At 35.1% G+C, this 19954-nt stretch carries 19 protein-coding genes; 14 read left to right on the top strand and 5 right to left on the bottom strand.

Features of this window, described 5'->3' with window-relative positions; genetic code table 11:
• Positions 1-79: 79 nt before the first annotated feature.
• A complete protein-coding gene (locus NST14_RS16180) occupies positions 80-787 on the bottom strand; it encodes a hypothetical protein (protein ID WP_341118933.1) in 708 nt (235 codons plus the stop codon).
• Positions 788-1235: 448 nt separating this feature from the next.
• Here NST14_RS16180 and NST14_RS16175 point away from each other — a divergent pair, with 448 nt between their 5' ends.
• From NST14_RS16175 to NST14_RS16155, 5 genes are all read left to right on the top strand, one after another.
• The gene (locus NST14_RS16175) at positions 1236-1862 is read left to right on the top strand and encodes a hypothetical protein (protein WP_229142811.1); all 627 of its coding nucleotides are present in this window, start codon (positions 1236-1238) and stop codon (positions 1860-1862) included.
• Positions 1863-2040: 178 nt separating this feature from the next.
• Positions 2041-2310, top strand: coding sequence for a 2TM domain-containing protein (locus tag NST14_RS16170; RefSeq protein WP_000438991.1), 270 nt, complete (start codon positions 2041-2043; stop codon positions 2308-2310).
• A 337-nt stretch (positions 2311-2647) separates the two neighbouring features.
• Positions 2648-3487: a YitT family protein gene (locus tag NST14_RS16165; protein ID WP_000747499.1), complete on the top strand. Its 840-nt coding sequence runs from the start codon at positions 2648-2650 to the stop codon at positions 3485-3487.
• A 152-nt stretch (positions 3488-3639) separates the two neighbouring features.
• Positions 3640-4317, top strand: coding sequence for a response regulator transcription factor (locus NST14_RS16160; RefSeq protein WP_000781974.1), 678 nt, complete (start codon positions 3640-3642; stop codon positions 4315-4317).
• A gap of 1 nt (position 4318) precedes the next feature.
• Entirely contained in the window at positions 4319-5695 is a 1377-nt protein-coding gene (locus NST14_RS16155) for a sensor histidine kinase (protein WP_341118932.1), read from the top strand.
• Between the two features lie 176 nt (positions 5696-5871).
• Here NST14_RS16155 and NST14_RS16150 read toward each other — a convergent pair whose 3' ends face one another.
• On the bottom strand, positions 5872-7131 hold the full coding sequence (locus NST14_RS16150; RefSeq protein ID WP_076871880.1) for an MFS transporter: 1260 nt from the start codon (positions 7129-7131) through the stop codon (positions 5872-5874).
• A 69-nt stretch (positions 7132-7200) separates the two neighbouring features.
• The gene (locus NST14_RS16145; protein WP_000805783.1) at positions 7201-7824 is read right to left on the bottom strand and encodes an ArsR/SmtB family transcription factor; all 624 of its coding nucleotides are present in this window, start codon (positions 7822-7824) and stop codon (positions 7201-7203) included.
• Between the two features lie 184 nt (positions 7825-8008).
• Here NST14_RS16145 and NST14_RS16140 point away from each other — a divergent pair, with 184 nt between their 5' ends.
• Positions 8009-9073, top strand: coding sequence for an ABC transporter permease (locus tag NST14_RS16140; protein ID WP_000477777.1), 1065 nt, complete (start codon positions 8009-8011; stop codon positions 9071-9073).
• A complete protein-coding gene (locus tag NST14_RS16135; protein ID WP_000202587.1) occupies positions 9073-9744 on the top strand; it encodes an ABC transporter ATP-binding protein in 672 nt (223 codons plus the stop codon). Before NST14_RS16140 ends, NST14_RS16135 begins: the two co-directional genes overlap by 1 nt.
• A gap of 65 nt (positions 9745-9809) precedes the next feature.
• On the opposite strand, the gene NST14_RS16130 is transcribed toward NST14_RS16135, so the two are convergent.
• Together NST14_RS16130 and NST14_RS16125 are read right to left on the bottom strand one after the other, a co-directional pair.
• Positions 9810-10928, bottom strand: coding sequence for an LPXTG cell wall anchor domain-containing protein (locus NST14_RS16130; RefSeq protein WP_000851041.1), 1119 nt, complete (start codon positions 10926-10928; stop codon positions 9810-9812).
• Positions 10929-11078: 150 nt separating this feature from the next.
• Complete coding sequence (locus tag NST14_RS16125; RefSeq protein ID WP_076856564.1) at positions 11079-11660, bottom strand: ATP-binding protein; 582 nt, start codon at positions 11658-11660, stop codon at positions 11079-11081.
• A 213-nt stretch (positions 11661-11873) separates the two neighbouring features.
• Between NST14_RS16125 and NST14_RS16120 the strand changes: the two genes are divergently transcribed.
• The 7 genes from NST14_RS16120 (at position 11874) to NST14_RS16090 (ending at position 19669) form a co-directional block, all read left to right on the top strand.
• On the top strand, positions 11874-12794 hold the full coding sequence (locus tag NST14_RS16120; RefSeq protein ID WP_229142810.1) for a class I SAM-dependent methyltransferase: 921 nt from the start codon (positions 11874-11876) through the stop codon (positions 12792-12794).
• Positions 12795-13223: 429 nt separating this feature from the next.
• Positions 13224-14213 carry a beta-ketoacyl-ACP synthase III gene (locus NST14_RS16115; protein WP_229142809.1) on the top strand — a complete coding sequence of 330 codons (990 nt, stop codon included), beginning with the start codon at positions 13224-13226 and terminating at the stop codon, positions 14211-14213.
• On the top strand, positions 14203-15366 hold the full coding sequence (locus NST14_RS16110; RefSeq protein WP_229142808.1) for an ATP-grasp domain-containing protein: 1164 nt from the start codon (positions 14203-14205) through the stop codon (positions 15364-15366). The genes NST14_RS16115 and NST14_RS16110 overlap by 11 nt, the downstream gene beginning before the upstream one ends.
• Positions 15363-16349, top strand: coding sequence for an NAD-dependent epimerase/dehydratase family protein (locus NST14_RS16105; protein ID WP_048555347.1), 987 nt, complete (start codon positions 15363-15365; stop codon positions 16347-16349). Before NST14_RS16110 ends, NST14_RS16105 begins: the two co-directional genes overlap by 4 nt.
• Positions 16346-17197 carry an MBL fold metallo-hydrolase gene (locus NST14_RS16100; RefSeq protein ID WP_229142807.1) on the top strand — a complete coding sequence of 284 codons (852 nt, stop codon included), beginning with the start codon at positions 16346-16348 and terminating at the stop codon, positions 17195-17197. Before NST14_RS16105 ends, NST14_RS16100 begins: the two co-directional genes overlap by 4 nt.
• Entirely contained in the window at positions 17190-18527 is a 1338-nt protein-coding gene (locus NST14_RS16095) for a F390 synthetase-related protein (RefSeq protein WP_229142806.1), read from the top strand. Before NST14_RS16100 ends, NST14_RS16095 begins: the two co-directional genes overlap by 8 nt.
• A complete protein-coding gene (locus NST14_RS16090) occupies positions 18524-19669 on the top strand; it encodes a hypothetical protein (protein WP_097951856.1) in 1146 nt (381 codons plus the stop codon). The genes NST14_RS16095 and NST14_RS16090 overlap by 4 nt, the downstream gene beginning before the upstream one ends.
• The last annotated feature ends 285 nt before the right edge of the window (positions 19670-19954 follow it).

Raw genomic sequence — 19954 nt, 5'->3', positions numbered from 1 at the left:
AAAAGTTGAGAAAGTATGCATGAGGTGTGAATAGGGTAAGAAGGTAAAAATCCTAGCTACAATAGCTAGGATTTTTGTGTTAAATAGTCTCACCGTGAGCTTCTTGTTTCGGAGCAGGGAAATGTTCGTGCCCTTCAAGCTTCGGAGCAGGAGTATCGCCATGTCCTTCAAGCTTCGGAGCAGGAGTATCGCCATGTCCTTCAAGCTTCGGAGCAGGAGTATCGCCATGTCCTTCAAGTTTCGGAGCAGGAGTATCAGCATGGCTCTCAAGCTTCGGAGCAGGAGTATCGCCATGAGCATCTAATTTTGGAGCAGGAAAATCACCATGTCCTTCAAGCTTTGGAGCAGGAGTATCAGCATGGCTCTCAAGTTTCGGAGTCGGCGTATCACCACCATTTAAAGCAGGAGCGCCAGTATTACCATGCGCTTCTAACGTAGGAGCAAAGAAGTCAGCGTGACTCTCTTGTTTAGGAGCCATTCCTTCTCCATGAGTATTTGTATAAGAAGGAGCCCAAGTATCCCCTATATTGTATGATGAAATAGGAGGTCTGCCATGATCATAAGCAGGAGCGCCACCGCCATCTCCAATGCTTACTGATTTCGAAGCAGGAGTATCCCCAACATTGAAAGCAGGAGCGCCACCGTAGTCACCATGATTTTCTAATTTCGGAGCAAAAGTTTCACCGTGCTCAGCTTTTACAACGCCGCCATCCCCAATATTTACACCAAAAAGACCAAGGCTAAACACTGATAACCCTACAACAGCTGTACTAATTTTTCTTTTCAATCTATCTCTCTCCTTTTTATTGTTTTATTTCATTTTGTCTAAACGTGGTAGATAAAATGAAACGAATCGTAAAAAATTCCAAATATATTACGATATACGAATAATTCTGTGTAATATTTTGTAAAACCTCCTTGAAATTTGAATTTTGTGAAAATAAAATTCGACATGGTTCATTATTCAACTAGTTGAATAAATTTTGATTGAGTTTTTATAAAGCTATTCGCTAACCTTAGGACCGAAAGTAGTTCTTAATTTCTTTATACCGTGGTCATAAGATTATTTTAGCTTTGAATTAAATTAAAGCCCTCTTACTGTATATTTAAAAATCACAGTATGCAACATTGCATAAGAAAGAGGGTTGCTATTTTCTACAACCTGTAACTATAATAGTTACAGGTTGGTCGTATCCAATCAAATATAAAATCATCATGAATGGAGATGTTTCATAATGGGTATGAAAAAATTAATTTTAGCAGGTGCTTTAGGAATCGCAGCATTATCAGGAACAAATGTACCAGGACTAGAAGTAACAACAGCGAGTGCAGCTTCTATTGAATCGAATTTCTCGACGTTAGAAGGACGAGTAGTAGAAGTAGATAACGGTGTAATTGTCGTAAAATCTAAGCAATACGAAGAACCTGTTAGTGTATACATGGATACTTTCTCAAATGTGAAAGTAGGAGATGAGGTTAAAGCTACTGGATCTATGATGCGTAATTTTACAGAATATATGGTTGCAACTGCAATTGAAAATACAACAAACAAGTTAGGCATGCACATGAAAGAAGATGGCTCACCTGATTATGTAATTGGTGAAGTATCAAAAGTAGGAATAGACGGTGCTACTAAATATGTCGTAGTGGGGTATCCATCGTTAAACGGGAAGAAAGATATTATTGATGTTTTCTTAACAAAGGGACAAGTATTTCATGTGGGTGAGAAAGTGAAAATTGATATGAATTATGTGGGCTGGGGTGGAAGTTCTATTAATTGGAACACAGTTGATCATATCGAAAAAGTGCATGAAGTAAAAAACAACGTTGAAAATAATGACGATGTTTGGATTTGGTCTTAATTAGATTTCTGTAAATAATAAATGGATTATTCAGTACCTAGCAAATGGTCATACACATGACCATTTGCTAGGTACTTTTTTGTTTTGTATTTTTTGAGAATAAGGTATTCCTGACTAGAATATGATGTTTAAATCGGAGTAAATTTTAAAAATACAATAATGAAAGAGGTGTTTATATATGGAGCGAGATGAGAATTATTTACGAGCTAAAAAAAGAGTGGAGAATTTAAAAGCGTTTTATATTCATTTAGCATTATATATACTAGTTAACTTAATGCTTTTTTTTATAAATATAAGCTCTGATTCAAGTAAATTATGGTTTTTATATCCACTTGCAGGCTGGGGGATTGGTATCGTTATACATGGTTTGACAACTTTTCCATTCGGGATATTCGGAAAAGAGTGGGAAGAACGAAAGATTAAAGAATATATGGAGAAAGATAAGTAAATTTATTTTGGAATGTATGAATATAAATCTCTACAATCAAATGCTTAATGCGAAGCCTATTCTATAGCTTCGCCTATTTGTTTTGTACTCGAAGTTCATGCGAGTACGTGTTCCTATTCGGTTTTTAGCATGAATAACATGTGAAATCAAAACTTTACTTGTAGTACATAATAAATACAGTTGTTACCCTTTTAAAATTACATGTGGATATAGAATAAAGTTGATTTATCATCCTATATGAAAATAAAAATAAACCACTGTTCGATTTGAATATTCCACGATATAATGGTGAGAGTTTATGACAGAATAAATATTTACATAAGAAGTGAGGTACTGTATGAAAAAAAGAACGACAGACATTATTTTTATTATTATCGGTGCATTTCTTTTTGCGTTAGGTGTCAATTTGTTTGTTATCCCGAACGAGTTTGGTGAGGGCGGGGTAACAGGTATTACGATTATTACGTACTATTTATTTGAATGGTCACCAGGTTTAGTTAATTTAATTTTAAATGCGATTTTGTTAATAGTCGGTTATAAATTTTTGAATAAAATCACAACGATTTATACGATTATCGCTGTAGTTACGAACTCGCTATTTCTTCATTTAACAGAAGGATGGACGATTGCTTCGGATGAAATGCTCGTAAATGCTATTTTCGGTGGAATATTTATCGGGTGCGGGATTGGTCTCATCATTCGCGTTGGTGGAACGACAGCAGGTACTACCATCTTAGCACGGATGACGCATAAATATTTAGGATGGAGCATTAGCTATGGCCTACTGTTCTTCGATTTAATCGTTGCATTTTCATCTTATTTCATCATTGGTGCAGAAAAACTGATGCTGACAATTATTATGCTATATGTAGGAACGAAAGTAATGGAATTTGTAATTGAAGGTTTAAATCCGAAAAAGGCCATTACAATTATTTCTGATAATCCGGATGAAATTGCCGGGAAGGTAACAACCTTAATGGGCAGAGGGGTTACCGTGTATTCAGGTCATGGCTATTACACGAAAACGCCGAAGGACATTCTATATGTTGTTATTAATAAGCAAGAAGTAGTGAAGCTAAAGCGGATTGTTCAAACTACAGATCCAGCTGCGTTCATTGCTATACACGATGTTCGTGACGTATTCGGAGAAGGATTTGTTGATATTTCTAAGGCTTAAAAGTTGTTTTTGATTAAAATAATCTTAATACTGAAACGTGAGAATCTATTTTGAATAGTCTTTTTTCAAAATAGATTCTTTTTCTTTTTCTTGCAAAAAATCCAATTGTTTCTTAATGTAGTGATGTAGAAGGATGAATAAGAGAGGGTTTAATGAAGATGATACATATTTTATTAGCTGATGATGATAAGCATATTAGAGAGTTGTTACATTATCATTTACAAAAAGAGGGGTTTACAGTTTTTGAAGCAGAAGATGGAAAGGTAGCGCAAGAAGTATTAGAGAAGGAAAATATTCATCTTGCGATCGTAGACATTATGATGCCGTTCGTTGATGGCTATACGTTATGTGAAGAAATTCGGAAGTATCATGATATTCCTGTTATTTTATTAACAGCAAAGGATCAGTTAGTCGATAAAGAAAAAGGATTTATTTCTGGTACAGACGATTATATCGTAAAACCATTTGAACCAGCTGAAGTCATTTTCCGTATGAAAGCTTTATTACGCCGTTATCAAATGCTAAGTGCGGACATAATTACACTTCACGGGACGACAATTGATCGTAAAGGTGTTGAAGTAAAGTGTAACGGGCAGACGATTTTGCTTCCATTAAAGGAATTTGAATTATTATCACAATTAGCTAGTTATCCTGGGAGAACATTTTCAAGAGAAGAATTAATTGAGCTAGTATGGGGAATGGATTTTGAAGGGGATGAACGAACAGTTGATGTTCATGTGAAAAGGCTCCGAGATCGTTTCTCAAAACGAACGGATGATTTTCAAATTACGACAGTACGCGGACTCGGGTATAAGTTGGAGCTGAAATAAAATGAAATCATTATACTCTAGATTTGTTTTTATGACGGTCGGTATTATGCTACTCAGTAGTATTATCGGCTTTTTATTAACGAACGTATATTATCAAGTGAAGTTAAAACCGTATAATAGTGAAAAGATTTTAAAGTATGCGGAAGAAGTTAAATCGTTATATGAAAAGCAAAGCGAAGAAAATCAAGAGGCGTACTTACAATCTATTGCGAAGCTAGGGTATGAAATTTATATTGTCGATGATCAAAAGAATGGAAAGCGTATCGGCAATGCGTTTCGTAAGACGTCTATTAGTGATGATACCGTTCATAAAGTATTGCAAGGGGAAACGTTTAATGGTGTTTCTACATATCCAACACGTCTCTTTATTACAGGATTTTTCGATAATGAATTAATTAATAGTGTCGGTGTACCGGTAAAGCACGGTGATAAACAGTACGCATTATTTATTCGTCCTGACATTCAAAACCAATTTGGCGAGATGCGAATTTTCTTAGCGGTATTACTTGGGTTTATCGTACTATTAAGTATTATCTTTATAGCGATTGCAGCAGGTTACATCGTTCGTCCCATTCGTAAATTTACGAATGCTACGCAAAAAATTGCGAGTGGGGAATATGAAATTGAATTAGATGTAAAACGAAAAGATGAAATAGGAACGTTATCTACAAGCTTCCAAAAGATGACGAAAAGTATTAAAGAACTGGATGAAATGAGACAAGAATTCGTTTCGAACGTTTCACATGAATTCCAGTCACCGCTTTCTTCCATACAAGGATTTTCGAAGACATTACAAACAGAAAAGATGAGCGTGGAAGAAAGAAACCATTACTTACAAATTATTGAGGGCGAAAGTAAGCGAATGTCTAGTTTATGTAAACAGTTACTTACGCTAGCGTCATTAGATAAAGAAGAGAAAGTTTTACAAATAAAAGAATTCAATTTGCAGAAGCAAATTAAAGACGCCATTTTTATGCTCGAGTGGAAATGGCGTGAGAAAGATATCGCCGTTGAATTTGATGTGCCAGATATCACTATAAAAGGTGATGAAAACTTACTTCATCAAGTATGGAGTAACATTTTTACGAATAGCATTAAGTTTTCAAACGACGGTGAGACCATTGAGTTTTTTGTCGAAGAGTTAGAGTCTAGCATTATAATTTCTATATCCGATAACGGAATCGGTATGGAGCAAGAAGAAATGGATCGTATTTTTGATCGTTTTTATAAGGTGGATACAGCAAGAGCAAGAAATGTAGAAGGTAGCGGTTTAGGATTATCGATTGTGCAGAAGATTGTTGAACTGCATAACGGAACTGTTTCAGTTTATAGCACGAAAGGGGAAGGGACGACTGTTCGGGTGGAGCTTCCAAAATAGAGGGAAGAGGCTGTTTGGGAACGGCCTCTTCTTTTTGTCGTTAAGTCGATATAATCGAAAAATCGCTGATATAATCTGAGTTGCGCCGATATATTGTGAAAATCGCCGATATAATTCGAGTTGCGCTGATATATTTGAAAAATCGCCGATATAAATTTCACGTACTCTCATTCCTGCTATAAAGCCGCACCTTTCCCGCGCTCTTCCTTAAACCGAACCCCAAAAGTATCCGCTGTAATTTCATCAGCTTTCGGCAATGCTCGTAATTTCGGATGGAGTAGCCATACGAGAGAAATAAATAAAATCCCGATGCTAGCGAGTGCGAAAATGAGTTGGCTACTAAATACATTTGCAGCATATCCGCCAATTAAAGAACCGAACGGCATAGCAATTGTGCCCATACTTCGCATAACTGAATTGATGCGGCCAATATATTGGTTTGGAATTAGAATTTGGCTAATTGTCGCAAATAATATGTTGGTTGCACCAATTGGAATCCAAGCTAGGCCGAATAAGAGAATAGATAGCCATTGAAACGGTACGATTGTAGAGAGAAACCAAAAGGTAGCGCCAGCCGCAAAACTAATAATGGAGACGCGGCCAACGTTACGTTTGCCTACCCATGAACTGAATAATGCGCCGATGAGACTACCTGCTGATATAGCAGCTAAGAAGAATCCGTATGATTTCACGCCTCCTAAAGAATCAGCGAAAGAAGGGAGTATGGCCATCGTCATACCGATAGAAAAATTGGCAACAACTGAACCGATTAAGAATACGCTCATTAATGAACGAAAGACGATTGAAAAACCTTCTTTTAAATCAGAGAAATATTGTTTAGTTGAAAGTGATGTGTTTGCTGCAGTTTGCTGTGGCATTTTCAATGAAAAGAACAAAAGGGCAGTAATCGCGAATGTGAAAGAGTCAATTACATATAAAGAGATTGCGCCAAGTAGTGCTACTAATATTCCAGAAAGAGTCGTACAAATTAAATCGATGCCTTGATACGCAAATGAGAAGAGTGAGTTTCCTTTTAATAATTGTGTTTTATGCAGTAGAAGTGGTAAAGCTTTTGACTGTGCAGGATAGGCGAATTGTTCGATAAAGGCTACGATGGGCATGATGATGAGTAGTAGTTGGACTGTTAATAGGTCGAAGTAGTGTGTAATAGGAATGATTAATATAAGAATGCATTGCAAAACTTGTGTGATGACGAGGGTGTTTTTAATTGGCCATCTATCAACGAATGGGCCGGTAAGAAATTGTAATGCAGAAGGTAGTAACGTAAGGAAACCAGCCAATCCAGAATAAAAAGGATTACCACTTAGCTTATATACGAGCCACATTGCTGCTACGTAATATAAGCTATCTCCTATGTTTGTAAAAATTCTCCCTAAAAATAATAAGAGGAAATTCCGGTTTTTTAATATGTCCACTTTATCTACTCCTTTATAATAAATTTATTCGGTAAAATAAATTTGACCGTTTATGTAAAAAAAATCGTATTACGATTTTTCTTCTTCTTTAACAAATTGCTGCATTGTTCTCTCTGCGATTTGAAGTGCAGTAGTAGAAATATAATAAGGTTTACTATTCGGATCTTTATCTGCACCTTTTGTGATTTCGTTTAATTCAGACATTAATTCATAAAACTTTTTTACCCACACTTGAAATTGTTCTGGCGTAGCATCAAACTCCCAGCAAGATGAAACGTAATTCCACTTAGCTGGGTCTTCACTTGCATTTCGTAATGTAAAAGCTTCCTCTGGTGCAGCGAGAATTTGGCTTTTCGTTCTTTCTATCATTTGTAAAAAGATTTGGCGACCTGATTCGCTTACTATTTCTAAATGAGGTAATAGATCTGTGGCAGGGGTGAAGCCTTTAGCGACAGATTGATAAAACTTTTGAACAATGCCATTCTTTTCTTCTGTATAAACAATCTCTATAAGATCATTCTTTTCTAATTCTTTTAAATGATAATGAATTTTCGCCCTTGAAATGCCGAATTTCTCAGATAGTAATTGTCCAGTATAAGGACGTTCGCATAGACGTATCATCATTTCGGCACGTAGTGGATCGCTTAATGCTTTTAGTTGGCTATAAGTAGTGAGTGTTAATACGGGCTTCAATATGATCAACTCCTTGAATTAAATTACTCGGTCAATATTATTTGACTGAATTGTATCAAGGATTCTATTTATTTTCAATACTTTCTGAAAATTTAATCTTTCCTCTGTAATCTTCTGTTCATATTCCGTTCATATTTCTTTTTTATGATAAGTGCATAGAAAGAAAGAGGAAGGAGCGAGCGAAATGTTTTTAGCTCTGCGTGAATTGAAACAATCAAAATTAAGATATGGATTAATCGGACTTATCATGGTTTTATTATCATTTTTAGTCCTTGTGATTTCAGGATTAGCAAATGGATTATCATATGATAATGCTTCATCGATTCAAAATATGGAGGCAAATAAGTTCGTTTTAGCGGATGATGCGGAAAATAAATTACTTCGTTCACAAATTAAGAAAGACGATGTAGATAACGTAGTAAGTCAAGTAGGCGAGAAAGAGGCCGTTCCGTTTCGCGTGAAAGTTTCAACATATGAAAAGAAAGATAGTTCAAAAAAGGTTGATATCGCTATTTTCTCAAGTGAACGCGATACATTTTTGGAACCGAACATTGTAAAAGGTGAGAAATTAGGTACAGCAAACAATGAAATGGTTGCTGATGAATCAATTAAAGAAAAAGGAATTGATATTGGGGATACAATTATTGATCCTGTTTCAAAGAAAGAATTTACAATCGTTGGATTTACGAAAGATCAAATGTTTAGCCATACACCAGTTGTATATGTAAATGAAGACGTATGGGGTGCTATTTCACAACCAAATCAAAAAGATTATAGTGCAATTGCACTGAATACAGATAAAGAAATTAAAAATGCACATGTTATCGACAAAAAAGAAGTACTGCAAAGTATTCCAGGATTTAAAGAAGAGCAAGGAACATTAACGATGATCATTGCGTTCTTACTTGTTATCGCTGCGCTATTAATCGGTGTATTCTTCTATGTCATTACGCTGCAAAAAACACAGCAATTAGGCGTATTAAAAGCGATTGGTACAAAGAACTCGTATTTAGCAAATAGCTTAGTCGTGCAGGCGTTATTCTTATCAGTCGTTGCGATGATAATTAGCATCGTTCTTGTACAAGGATTAGAACAAATTTTACCAACAGGTATGCCGTTCTTATTAACAACACCGATGATTGCACAATATGCAGCAATCTTTATCGTCATTAGTATTTTAGGAACACTTATTTCGTTATATCAAGTATTAAAAGTTGATGCACTAGAAGCAATTGGAGGCGGGATGTAATGACTTCATTATTGAAATTAGACAAAGTAAGTAAAGTGTACGGAGAAGGGAATACGGAAGTAACAGCCCTTCATCCGATATCGCTTGATGTAAAAGCTGGAGAATTTATCGGAATCGTCGGTCCTTCTGGATCAGGGAAAAGTACGTTATTATCAATCGCGGGTGCACTATTATCACCGTCAAAAGGGGATATTTACATTCGTGAGCAAAATATTACGAAGTTATCAGAAAAGGAAATGACAGACATTCGTTTGAAAAAAATCGGCTTCATTTTCCAGTTTGCAAATCTTGTTCCATATTTAAATGTGAAGGAACAGTTACTTTACATTGCTAAGCTGAAAAAAGAAAGTAAACAAGAATCAGAAAAGCGTGCGGATCATTTATTAGCAGCATTTGGATTAGGAGAAAGAAAAAATCATTATCCAAATCAACTATCTGGTGGGGAAAAACAAAGGGTAGCAATTGCTCGTGCGTTCATGAATAACCCAGATTTAATATTAGCGGATGAGCCAACGGCAAGCTTAGACTCAAAACGCGCACGTGAAGTTGTGGAAATGATGAAACGTGAAGTGAAGGAGAGCCAAAAAGCAGCAATTATGATTACACATGATGAAAGAATGCTTGATGTATGTGATCGTATATTGACGCTAAGAGATGGACAATTAATATAAAGAAAAAGGGCCAACCGTACATGCGGTTGGCCTTTGTATAATTATTTCTAATAAGTATAATGGCTTTATTTTGAGAATAACGTTTTAATTTTATTGCGCGCAATTAATAAAACGCCGCCTAATACAGATAACATACCTAAAGCCATATTATTTGATTGCTCACTACCAGCATTAGGAAGTTCTCTAGCATTATTGTTTGCATTTGTAGTACCAGTCTTTGTTTCTGTTTGTTTCGATTGAGATACTTCGTTGATCTTGTTATCTACATTTTGCTTAGTTGTGTGTAACTCAGCTAATTTGTCATCAATTTTTTTCTCAGTATGTTTAAAGTCGTTGATTTTAATATCTAAGTCTTGTTTTTTCTTTGATAAATCGTCTGAAACAGTTTGTTTCGATTGCTTAATCTCGTTAATTTTATTGATTAAATCTTGTCTAGCTTCTTGTAATGCGGCTAGTTTGTTTTTCACATCTTGTTTAGCTAGTTCTAAGTTAGCGGAAAGGCTATCTAAATTACCTTTAATTTTCTTAAGTTCCTCTAACGTGTTACCAGTATTCGGTTTGTTTTCTTTTAGCTCAGCAAGTTTGTCCTCAGCAGTTTGTTTCGCTTTCTTTAACTCAGCTAACTTTTCATCGACTTGTTTTTTAACTTCCTTAAGTTCATTAACCTTTTGATCGATGTTCTCTTTATGCTGCTTAATTTCATTCACTTTTTCATCGACAGTTTGTTTATGTTCTTTAATCTCATTAACCTTATTATCGATATTTTGCTTATGTTCTTTCACTTCAGCAACTTTATCTTCTACTTGTTTTTTATGCTCTTTTATTTCAGCGATTTTATCTTCGGCGATTTGTTTATCTTGCTGAAGTTTTGCATCGAACTCTTCTTTACGTTGCTTAATTTCGTTAATTTTTTCATCGGCAACTTGTTTACGCTCGTGTAGTTCATTCACCTTCGTATCAACATTTTCCTTAACTTTGTTAAGTTCATTCAATGTTTGATCCACGTTTTCTTTGTGTTGCTGCAATTTCGCATCTAACTCTTGTTTATGTTGCTTAATTTCAGCTAATCGATCTCCCGTACTTTGCTGAGGAGTAGCATCATTTACTTCCGCATGAGCAGAGTTTGCGCCAGCCATCATCGCTAAAGCTAGTGTAGACGCAGCAATTGTTTGTTTTGTTTTCATATTTTTGTACCTCTTTTCTTTCATATGCATGAACTGTTTTGTGTAAAAATGAGCATATAGAAGTAGATTATCTTATCATTATATACTATGTTAGGCGCTTAGAGGAAGGATTTGCATAATAATCTATCATTATGTAATTTTTAAATTCTTTTATTTTGGGGTAGGGGACAAATCTTTAGCAAGATGAACAATTTCTTCAATAGTAAAGCTTACATCTTTACTATTGCGAATAACAAACAAATAATCAGCCTCGTTTTCTACAGGATCTATCACATCATTGTGAAGTGATTCAGCCTGTTGTCGATCTAGCACTTCTTTAAAACTAGAATAACCACCTCTAAAAATATTCGTACTACGTGTGCTTCGAGCCACTCTTTCGTAAAGTACATCATCTGGAATGTCAAAATGAACGAGTATGCGTACATATTCATTTTGTGGAAATAATTCGTTTAGTAAATATAACCTTCCGTTTTTACTGCGATTGGAGTTACTAATAATAAGGTGTAAATTTGTATGTTCTTTTGCATAATCAACAATGAATTTCGAAAGACCGTGCTTAAATGTATTAGGGCCTTCAGCCGGCTGTAATTTTTCGTAATGCGTGTTAATAAATTCAGCTTGGTTATCTTGATCCATAACGAAAGAGTGGGGTAACTCTTTTTCTAAAGCTTTTGCAAATGTAGTTTTTCCGCTGTGTGTTTTTCCTACTGTAATAATGACGAATCGTTTCATATTGGCCTCCATGTGTATTGTTATAATCTGGAATATTCTGTGTGAATCGACAATTTTCCTGCTAGAGAATATACAAAGTGTCGGAGTGATAGTAGGCTGGAAACTTGACAAAAAAACTTATTTATGCTATAATTTACCAATATAAAAATAAAGTGTATAATAGGGTTCTCCTGGCCAGGGGAACCCTATTTTGTTGTGAAAATGAAGGAGTGTATGTGCGTGAAAAAAGGTGAAGCCAGTATAACGTCGTTAGTATCAGCTTTCGGAAGGGCATATCATAGTGAATTTGATAATCCGAAAATCTTTGATGATTATGTAGCTAAAGAGTTCATTTCTCAAAAAGAACGTAACGACATTGAAATGAATATGGTTCAAGGAATACATTTTTTCAATACAGACATTGCACAGCAGTTTCAAGATAATCCACAAGAAATATTAAAATGGATTACACAAGTGCAATTATCACCAACACCTTTAGCGCGTGCGGCATATTGTGAAAGAGTATTACTACACGAGATTACGCTGGGAACGAAACAATACGTTATACTCGGTGCAGGCTTAGACACGTTTAGCTTTAGAAACCGAGAGTTAGAGAATAAAATAGAAATATTTGAAGTGGATCATCCTTCTACGCAGCAGTTTAAGAAGGAGAGAATAAAAGAAGCAGAACTTGAAGTTCCAAATCACCTTCATTTTGTTTCAATGGATTTTACGAAAGGATTTTCCTATGAACAGTTACGGAATGAAGGATTTGAAAATAAAAAGACTTTCTTTAGCCTTTTAGGTGTTTCATATTATTTAACGAAAGAGGAACTTTCTAGTTTAATAGAATGTCTATTCGAGATGGTTCCAGAAGGGAGCTCTATCGTTTTCGATTATCCAGATGAAAACTTATTTACGGAAAAGGGATTGTCTAATCGAGTGGAAAACATGGTGAAAATGGCTGCAGTAGGCGGAGAACCGATGAAATCGTGTTATTCTTATCGCGAAATGGAAGCACTGTTAGCGAAGGCGGGCTTACTCATTTATGAGCACTTATCACCAGAGGACATAAATACATTCTATTTTGAAGGACGAAATGATTATTTAGAAGCTTTTGAGACGGTGCATTATGTGCATGCGGTGAAGAAGTAAGGAATTAGTAGACATGGGGAGGAATCTCTGTGTCTTTTAAAAAAAAAAAAAGAGAAAATAGAAGATGTTAAAATTACATGTATATACGTTCCATATATTTATATTTGCTGCTCAATAAACTAGTATCACACATAAGTTTGTACCACATATTCACTTTTATTTACAAAAAATACTATTAATTATTTTCGGATAATTGTTATAATATAATTAAATTGATAGAAAAGTTTTTTCTAGTTTATGTATTTGAAGAATTCTCATGCGAAAAGAGCCAGTTCTCAAGTAGAGAACTGGCTCTTTGTTGAAGAAAAATAGAGTTAGATGTACATAATGGGATAGCAGAATTCCACAAAAGAATCTGTATGTATCTACAACAGTAGTTATATATGACGGAATTTTTGAACTTATAAAAAGATTAAGAGGCGATAGAAAATGAAAAGATATATTAGTATAAAAGGCATTGGCACATATCTTCCAAAACGAAAAGTAGATTCTCTTGAAATAGATCGTATGCTAGACGTACCAGAAGGCTGGACTTTAAAAAAAGCTGGGGTAAAAACACGATACTTTGTTGATGGGGAAACGTCTTCTTATATGGGGGCTGAGGCTGCAAAAAAAGCTATAGAAGATGCGAAGTTAACTTGGGATGATATCGATTGTATTATTTGCGGAAGTGGAACGATTCAACAGGCGATTCCTTCTACTGCATCACTTATTCAAGAACATCTCGGGCTACAGCATTCTGGTATTCCGTGTTTTGATATCAATTCAACATGTTTAAGTTTCATAACAGCACTTGATACAATTTCATACGCAATTGAATGCGGGAGATACAAAAATGTTGTTATTATTTCTTCTGAAATTTCTTCTGTTGGATTAAATTGGGGACAAAATGAAAGCAGTATTTTATTCGGTGACGGTGCGGCAGCTGTTGTCATAACAAAAGGTGATCATTCATCTTCTATTATTGCTTCCTATATGGAAACATATAGCTCTGGTGCGCATTTATCAGAAATTCGTGGCGGTGGAACGATGATTCATCCTAGGGAGTATAGTGAGGAACGAAAAGAAGACTTCTTGTTCGATATGAATGGAAGAGCCATTTTTAAACTATCTTCTAAGTATTTAATGAAGTTTATCGACAAGCTCCTTATGGATACTGGTTATTCTCTAGCCGATATTGATTTAATTGTTCCTCACCAAGCAAGTGGACCAGCTATGAGACTCATTCGTAAAAAATTAGGGGTAGATGAAGAACGCTTTATGACTATTTTTGAAGACTACGGCAATATGATTTCCGCATCTATTCCAGTCGCTCTTTTCGAAGCGATTAAGCAAAAGAAAGTGCAACGCGGAAATAAAATATTATTATTAGGTACTTCTGCGGGACTTTCTATCGGGGGCATCCTTCTTGAATACTAAGAAAACAGTATTACTTACAGGGGCACGTGCACCAGCAACTTTGCATTTATGCAGACTGTTTCATAACGCTGGACATACCGTTATTATTGCAGATAGTATTCCTTATCCGTTAAGTAAAGTTTCAAAAAGTACGGATTACTTTTATGAAATCCCATCTCCAAAGTGGAAAACAAATGAAAGTATTCGTACGCTACTATCCATTATTCAACGTCACAATGTAGATTTGCTTATTCCTACTTGTGAAGAAGTATTTTATATATCTAAATATAGAGAGGAATTAAGTGTATTTTGTCATGTATTAGTAGATGATTTTCAAAAACTTTCATTACTGCATAATAAGTGGGAATTTATTCAGTTCGTAGCGAATTTAGGGTGGCAAGTACCTGCGACATGCAGAATAAGTAATGAAGAAGCGATAAGGTCAATGATGCACAAAACACCAGCTCATACTCCATTTGTATTAAAGCCGATTTACTCCCGGTTTTCTGATAAAGTGGAATTTATTACAAAAGAGGCTGCTATAAAAGAAAGCGTGATACGTAAGCCGAATTATATTATGCAAGAGTTTATACAAGGGACGCAGCATTGTTCCTATAGTATTGCACAATCTGGGGAAGTGTTAGCTCACTCTACGTATAAAACGGAATTCACGGCAGGCTTAGGTGCTACCATTGCGTTTCAGCATATGAATCATCCTAAAATTGATCAGTTTGTTACGCATATTGTAAAAGAGTTAAATTTCTCAGGACAAATTGCCTTTGATTTTATCGTTACAGAGAATAGAGATGCGATTCCAATTGAATGTAATCCACGTACTACAAGTGGATTACATTTATTCGATGAGGAAATATTGCCCGCGTTTTTTAATGAAAAAGTAAACAATTCATTCGTTCCAAAACAAAATTCGGAGTGTGCAATTCGGTTAGCGATGCTTCTATATGGATTTCCTTATTTAAAAAGTAAACAAAAACGTAAACGATGGTTAAAAGTTCTATGTTCTTATCCAGATATCGTTTATCGTCACAATGATTGGAAACCATTTTTTTATCAGTTTTTTAGCATGTATAAATTATGGCGTGAAAGTTATAAACATGAACGGACTATTTTAGAGCAAACAACATATGACATATCGTGGGATGGTGAAGATTTATGAAAATGCTAGTAACTGGTGGAACGGGCTTTCTAGGACAAAAACTCGCCTTTCGACTGAAAAATATGGGCTATGAAGTAACAGCAACGGGAAGAAATAAAACAATAGGTAAGGTATTAGAACAAAATGGGATCGAGTTTGTTCATTGTCCTCTTGAAGACAGGGAGCGTGTGGTACAAGTTTGTAAAGATAAAGATTATATTTTTCATAGTGGCGCACTTTCTTCCCCTTGGGGCAAATATGAAGATTTTTATAATGCGAATGTGTTAGGAACGAAACATATTATCGAGGGAAGTCAAAAGTATGGTATAAAACGCCTTATCCACGTATCAACGCCAAGTATTTATTTTTATTATGATGAGCGACAAAATGTAGTAGAAAATGCGAAACTTCCTGATACGTTTGTAAATCATTATGCAACAACGAAGTACATGGCTGAACAAGCTATTGATCAAGCTTTCGCGCATGGTTTACCAGTTATCACAATACGCCCGCGCGCTTTATTTGGACCAGGAGATAACGCGATTCTTCCCCGTCTTATTAAAGTATGTGAAAAAGGGGCTTTACCGAGAATTGGTACAGAAAATGTTCTTGTTGATATTACGTATGTTGAGAACGTTGTAGATGCTTTACTTCTTTGTATGCATTCCCCAAAACATACATTAGGGCAAAAGTACAATATAACAAATGACGAACGTATCAATTTATATGAGGTCATAGAAAATGTAATGAAGCGCCTTGATAAGGAAGTACGATATAAAAAAATTTCCTACAAAACTGCTTTTACACTAGCAGCTATATTAGAAGGAATCTCAAAAACTATTTTATTCGGAAAAGAACCTATTCTTACAAAGTATACTGTTAGCGTCCTTTCAAAAAGCCAGACGTTAAGTATTGATAAAGCTAAAGAAGAACTAGGATATGCTCCAAAGGTCAGTATAGAAGAAGGAATTACAAAATTTGTAGACTGGTGGAAAATACAATGAAAATCAAATCTTTAAAGCTATATGATACAGGATATTGCACACATCCAGAAAAAATCGCATACTCCAAGGGCAGTTGGAAACAAATCTGTTTTCCAGCAACAGTAGGATTACTCCAGCATCCAGAATTAGGATATATTTTATTTGATACTGGATATGCAGGACACTTTAAAGAAGCGACAAAAAAATTCCCTTACTCTGTATATGCAAAACTGACGCCTGTTCATTTTACGGAAGAACAATCTATTAAACAGCAACTTCTTCTTGATGGTATTCAGCCAGAAGAAATTAAATATATTATTCTTTCTCATTTTCATGGCGATCATACAGCTGGTTTACCCGATTTTCCAAAAGCGAAAATACTAACCTTCGCAAAAGCTTATGAGGATATTAAAAAGAGAAGTAAATTTGGAGCTCTATTAAAAGGGTGCCTAAAAGATACATTGCCAGTGGATTTAGAGCAGAGGATGACATTCATTGATCGAACTCCATCTCTTAACTTACCTTCTACATATGGAAAGTTTGAAGAGGGGTATGATGTATTTGGTGATGGCTCATTATTTGCTGTTGACTTAACAGGACATGCAACCGGTCAATTTGGTATATTCATCCATTTGCAGAGTAATAAAATTGTCTTTCTTTGTGCAGACGCAGTGTGGCTCAGTAAAACGTATCAAAACCTTGTATTTCCTAGTAAAATTGCCAACCTTTTAACGAGCGATCCAAAGTCTTACCAGAAGAATATTGAGAAGTTACACCATTTATCACAAACATCACCTGAGATTGAAATTGTACCAACTCATTGTGAACATACATGGGATAAAATTAAAGCAGGGGTGTACTATGAATAAACTACGGATTCTCAAGCAATACTTGAAAACAAAATATGGCTTGAGATTTTCAAATCGCAAACAATTGGAACAGTTTCATAAACGACAAATAGAAAAACAACTTTTGTTCACGATAGAGGCGTCGCCTTTTTATCGCCAGTTATATAAGCCGTTTTTACATGAAATTGAAAAAGGGAATTTGTCTGCACTCCCCATTATTGATAAAGAAGTAATGATGGAACATTTTGATAGACTAAATACAGTACATATTTCAAAGAAAGAAGCGTTTCATGTAGCATTTGAAGCAGAGAAGACCCGGAATTTCACACCAACCATTCGTAATATAACTGTCGGTTTATCATCGGGCACTAGTGGAAATCGTGGGGTTTTTCTCGTTTCTGAGGAAGAACAAACGTTGTGGGCTGGCTCGATTATTGGAAAGGTGCTTCCTTCTAGCATTCTACATAAACACACGATTGCTTTTTTCTTACGTGCAAATAGCAATTTATACGAAGCGACAAAAAATAAGCGAATCTCATTTCATTTTTTTGATTTACTAGATTCGTTTCAACAGCATATCACGCGATTAAATGAAGTAAAGCCATCTATTTTAATTGCACCTCCGTCTATGTTACGGAAAATTGCTTACTGGCAGCAAGAAGGACTGATTACAATTTGTCCTAAGAAAATTATCTCTGTAGCAGAAGTGCTTGAAGATATTGATAGAGACTTTATTTCTGCAACTTTCAAGCAGACAGTACACCAAGTTTACCAATGTACAGAAGGTTTTCTTGCTACCACCTGCAAGCTGGGGACATTACACATGAATGAAGACCTCGTTCATATTGAAAAAGAATACTTAGATCAAGAGAAAGGGATATTCGTTCCCATTATTACTGATTTCATGAGGAAAACACAGCCGATTATACGATATCGTCTCAATGACATATTAATTGAGAAAAAGACGCCGTGCAGCTGTGGCTCACCTTTCTTAGCATTAGAACGTATTGATGGTCGATGTGATGATATATTTATTGGAATAAGTGAAGTGGATCATAGCGAAATATTTATTTTTCCAGATTTCATTAGAAGAGCAATTTTGTTTGCATCCAGTGAAATTCAAGAATTTAAAGTAATACAGCACAGCGTAGATAAAATTGAAATTAAACTTAAAGCACTACCTGAAAATCTAGAATTATGTCAATCAAAGGTAATGCAAGAATTACATACACTATGGTCTACGAAAAAGTGTGCGATACCACATGTTTTCTTTTCACATTACGATATTCAAGTATATGATAAAAAATTAAAAAGAATAGAAAGTTTTGTAAGGCGTGGTGAACATAAATGATTCAGTTACATGATGTTCATTCTTTACATAGCATTGATTGGGAATCCAAAAAAGATGGAGCGTATGTACGAGATAGTTTCTTGCCTCTTTTTCAAAAGGGCGTTACAGCATTTATTGAAAATGTGAACACGCAGCTCTTTCTATTAGAAATTGATGATCTCATCTTACCAGTCACTCTTAATAACGCAGAGTTCGAAAATTCATATGTATGTTCTCCTTATACACATTACATATCTTATGCGTTAGAAGAGCTATGGGAGTTGAAAAAACCATGGCTTGAGAAGCTACTAACCTATCCGATTCATCTTATGGGAAATTGGCTAAGACGAACGAATATAAATAAAGTCATTGTCGTAAATAATTGGATGCTTTCAACAAATCTGTATCACTCTATCAACGAACAACAAATCGAACAAATAACGAAATTATTAGTTGAGAAATTTCCAGAGCATACCATTCTATTTCGCTCTTTAAATAACAAATTATATCCCGCAACGACCGAAGCACTATCTACAGTCGGTTACAATAAAATTATGTCTCGTTCTATATACTTATTTGATCCGAAACAGTATAAAAAAATGAATCGAAAAAAACGAAAAGATTTACTAAATGATAAAAGTTTATTAGAGAAAAGCAATTATGAAATCATTACAAATGAAGAATTAACAAAAGATGATATTTTACAAATTTCTCAGCTATACAACCAACTATATATTGAAAAATATTCTGCCCATAACCCAATGTTTACACCCGCTTATTTATGGAATGCTCTTCAGCATCGTTTATTTGAGATAAAGGCCATAAAAAAAGGGAATACAATTGATGGTGTCATTGCTTATTTTATTAGGGATGGGGTTATGACAACGCCGATCCTTGGTTATCATACAAACACTGACCAGCAACAAGGTTTATACCGTATACTGTCCCTCCTTATTACAATGGATTCTATTGAAAAAGATTTAATTTGTCATTGTAGTGCTGGGGCTGGAGAGTTCAAACGAAATCGTGGTGCAACACAGCAAATTGAATACAGTTATGTATATAACGCTCATCTCCCACCTAGCCAACAAAAGGTATGGAAAGTATTAATGTGGATATTAAATACATATATAGAACCGATGGCAAAAAAACATCGCTTTTAAGCAAAAAAAGATAAGATTCGTAAATTGTAGGAGTTATAAGTGTTTAATCTTGTTCTGTTAGTTGATTGAACAAAATGTTTTTTTAGTAGGCTACATAAAATAATCAATCTTTTTCATAAAAACTTAGGGAAGCCAGAAGAACCCCACACATTTTACTCAAAATGTGTGGGGTTCTTCTTTTTATAAAATGAATATTTGTAGTGTAGAATATATCCAATTGATTAACCAAACTAGTATTTTAGGGACATTAACTGAAACCATAAATATAACTGCATGTCTATCTTT

This window comes from Bacillus sp. FSL W8-0519, assembly GCF_038005585.1.
Taxonomy (GTDB): Bacteria; Bacillota; Bacilli; order Bacillales; family Bacillaceae_G; genus Bacillus_A; species Bacillus_A paranthracis.
Note: the sequence above shows the minus strand (reverse complement) of the source record. Positions and strands in the feature narration are given on the sequence as shown.

Excerpts from the sequence above, each read along its gene's own strand:
- NST14_RS16175 (WP_229142811.1), top strand. The coding sequence starts at position 1,236 with ATGGGTATGAAAAAATTAATTTTAGCAGGTGCTTTAGGAATCGCAGCA.
- NST14_RS16170 (WP_000438991.1), top strand. The coding sequence starts at position 2,041 with ATGGAGCGAGATGAGAATTATTTACGAGCTAAAAAAAGAGTGGAGAAT.
- NST14_RS16165 (WP_000747499.1), top strand. The coding sequence starts at position 2,648 with ATGAAAAAAAGAACGACAGACATTATTTTTATTATTATCGGTGCATTT.
- NST14_RS16160 (WP_000781974.1), top strand. The coding sequence starts at position 3,640 with ATGAAGATGATACATATTTTATTAGCTGATGATGATAAGCATATTAGA.
- NST14_RS16155 (WP_341118932.1), top strand. The coding sequence starts at position 4,319 with ATGAAATCATTATACTCTAGATTTGTTTTTATGACGGTCGGTATTATG.
- NST14_RS16140 (WP_000477777.1), top strand. The coding sequence starts at position 8,009 with ATGTTTTTAGCTCTGCGTGAATTGAAACAATCAAAATTAAGATATGGA.
- NST14_RS16135 (WP_000202587.1), top strand. The coding sequence starts at position 9,073 with ATGACTTCATTATTGAAATTAGACAAAGTAAGTAAAGTGTACGGAGAA.
- NST14_RS16130 (WP_000851041.1), bottom strand. The coding sequence starts at position 10,928 with ATGAAAACAAAACAAACAATTGCTGCGTCTACACTAGCTTTAGCGATG.
- NST14_RS16125 (WP_076856564.1), bottom strand. The coding sequence starts at position 11,660 with ATGAAACGATTCGTCATTATTACAGTAGGAAAAACACACAGCGGAAAA.
- NST14_RS16120 (WP_229142810.1), top strand. The coding sequence starts at position 11,874 with ATGTGCGTGAAAAAAGGTGAAGCCAGTATAACGTCGTTAGTATCAGCT.
- NST14_RS16115 (WP_229142809.1), top strand. The coding sequence starts at position 13,224 with ATGAAAAGATATATTAGTATAAAAGGCATTGGCACATATCTTCCAAAA.
- NST14_RS16105 (WP_048555347.1), top strand. The coding sequence starts at position 15,363 with ATGAAAATGCTAGTAACTGGTGGAACGGGCTTTCTAGGACAAAAACTC.
- NST14_RS16100 (WP_229142807.1), top strand. The coding sequence starts at position 16,346 with ATGAAAATCAAATCTTTAAAGCTATATGATACAGGATATTGCACACAT.
- NST14_RS16095 (WP_229142806.1), top strand. The coding sequence starts at position 17,190 with ATGAATAAACTACGGATTCTCAAGCAATACTTGAAAACAAAATATGGC.
- NST14_RS16090 (WP_097951856.1), top strand. The coding sequence starts at position 18,524 with ATGATTCAGTTACATGATGTTCATTCTTTACATAGCATTGATTGGGAA.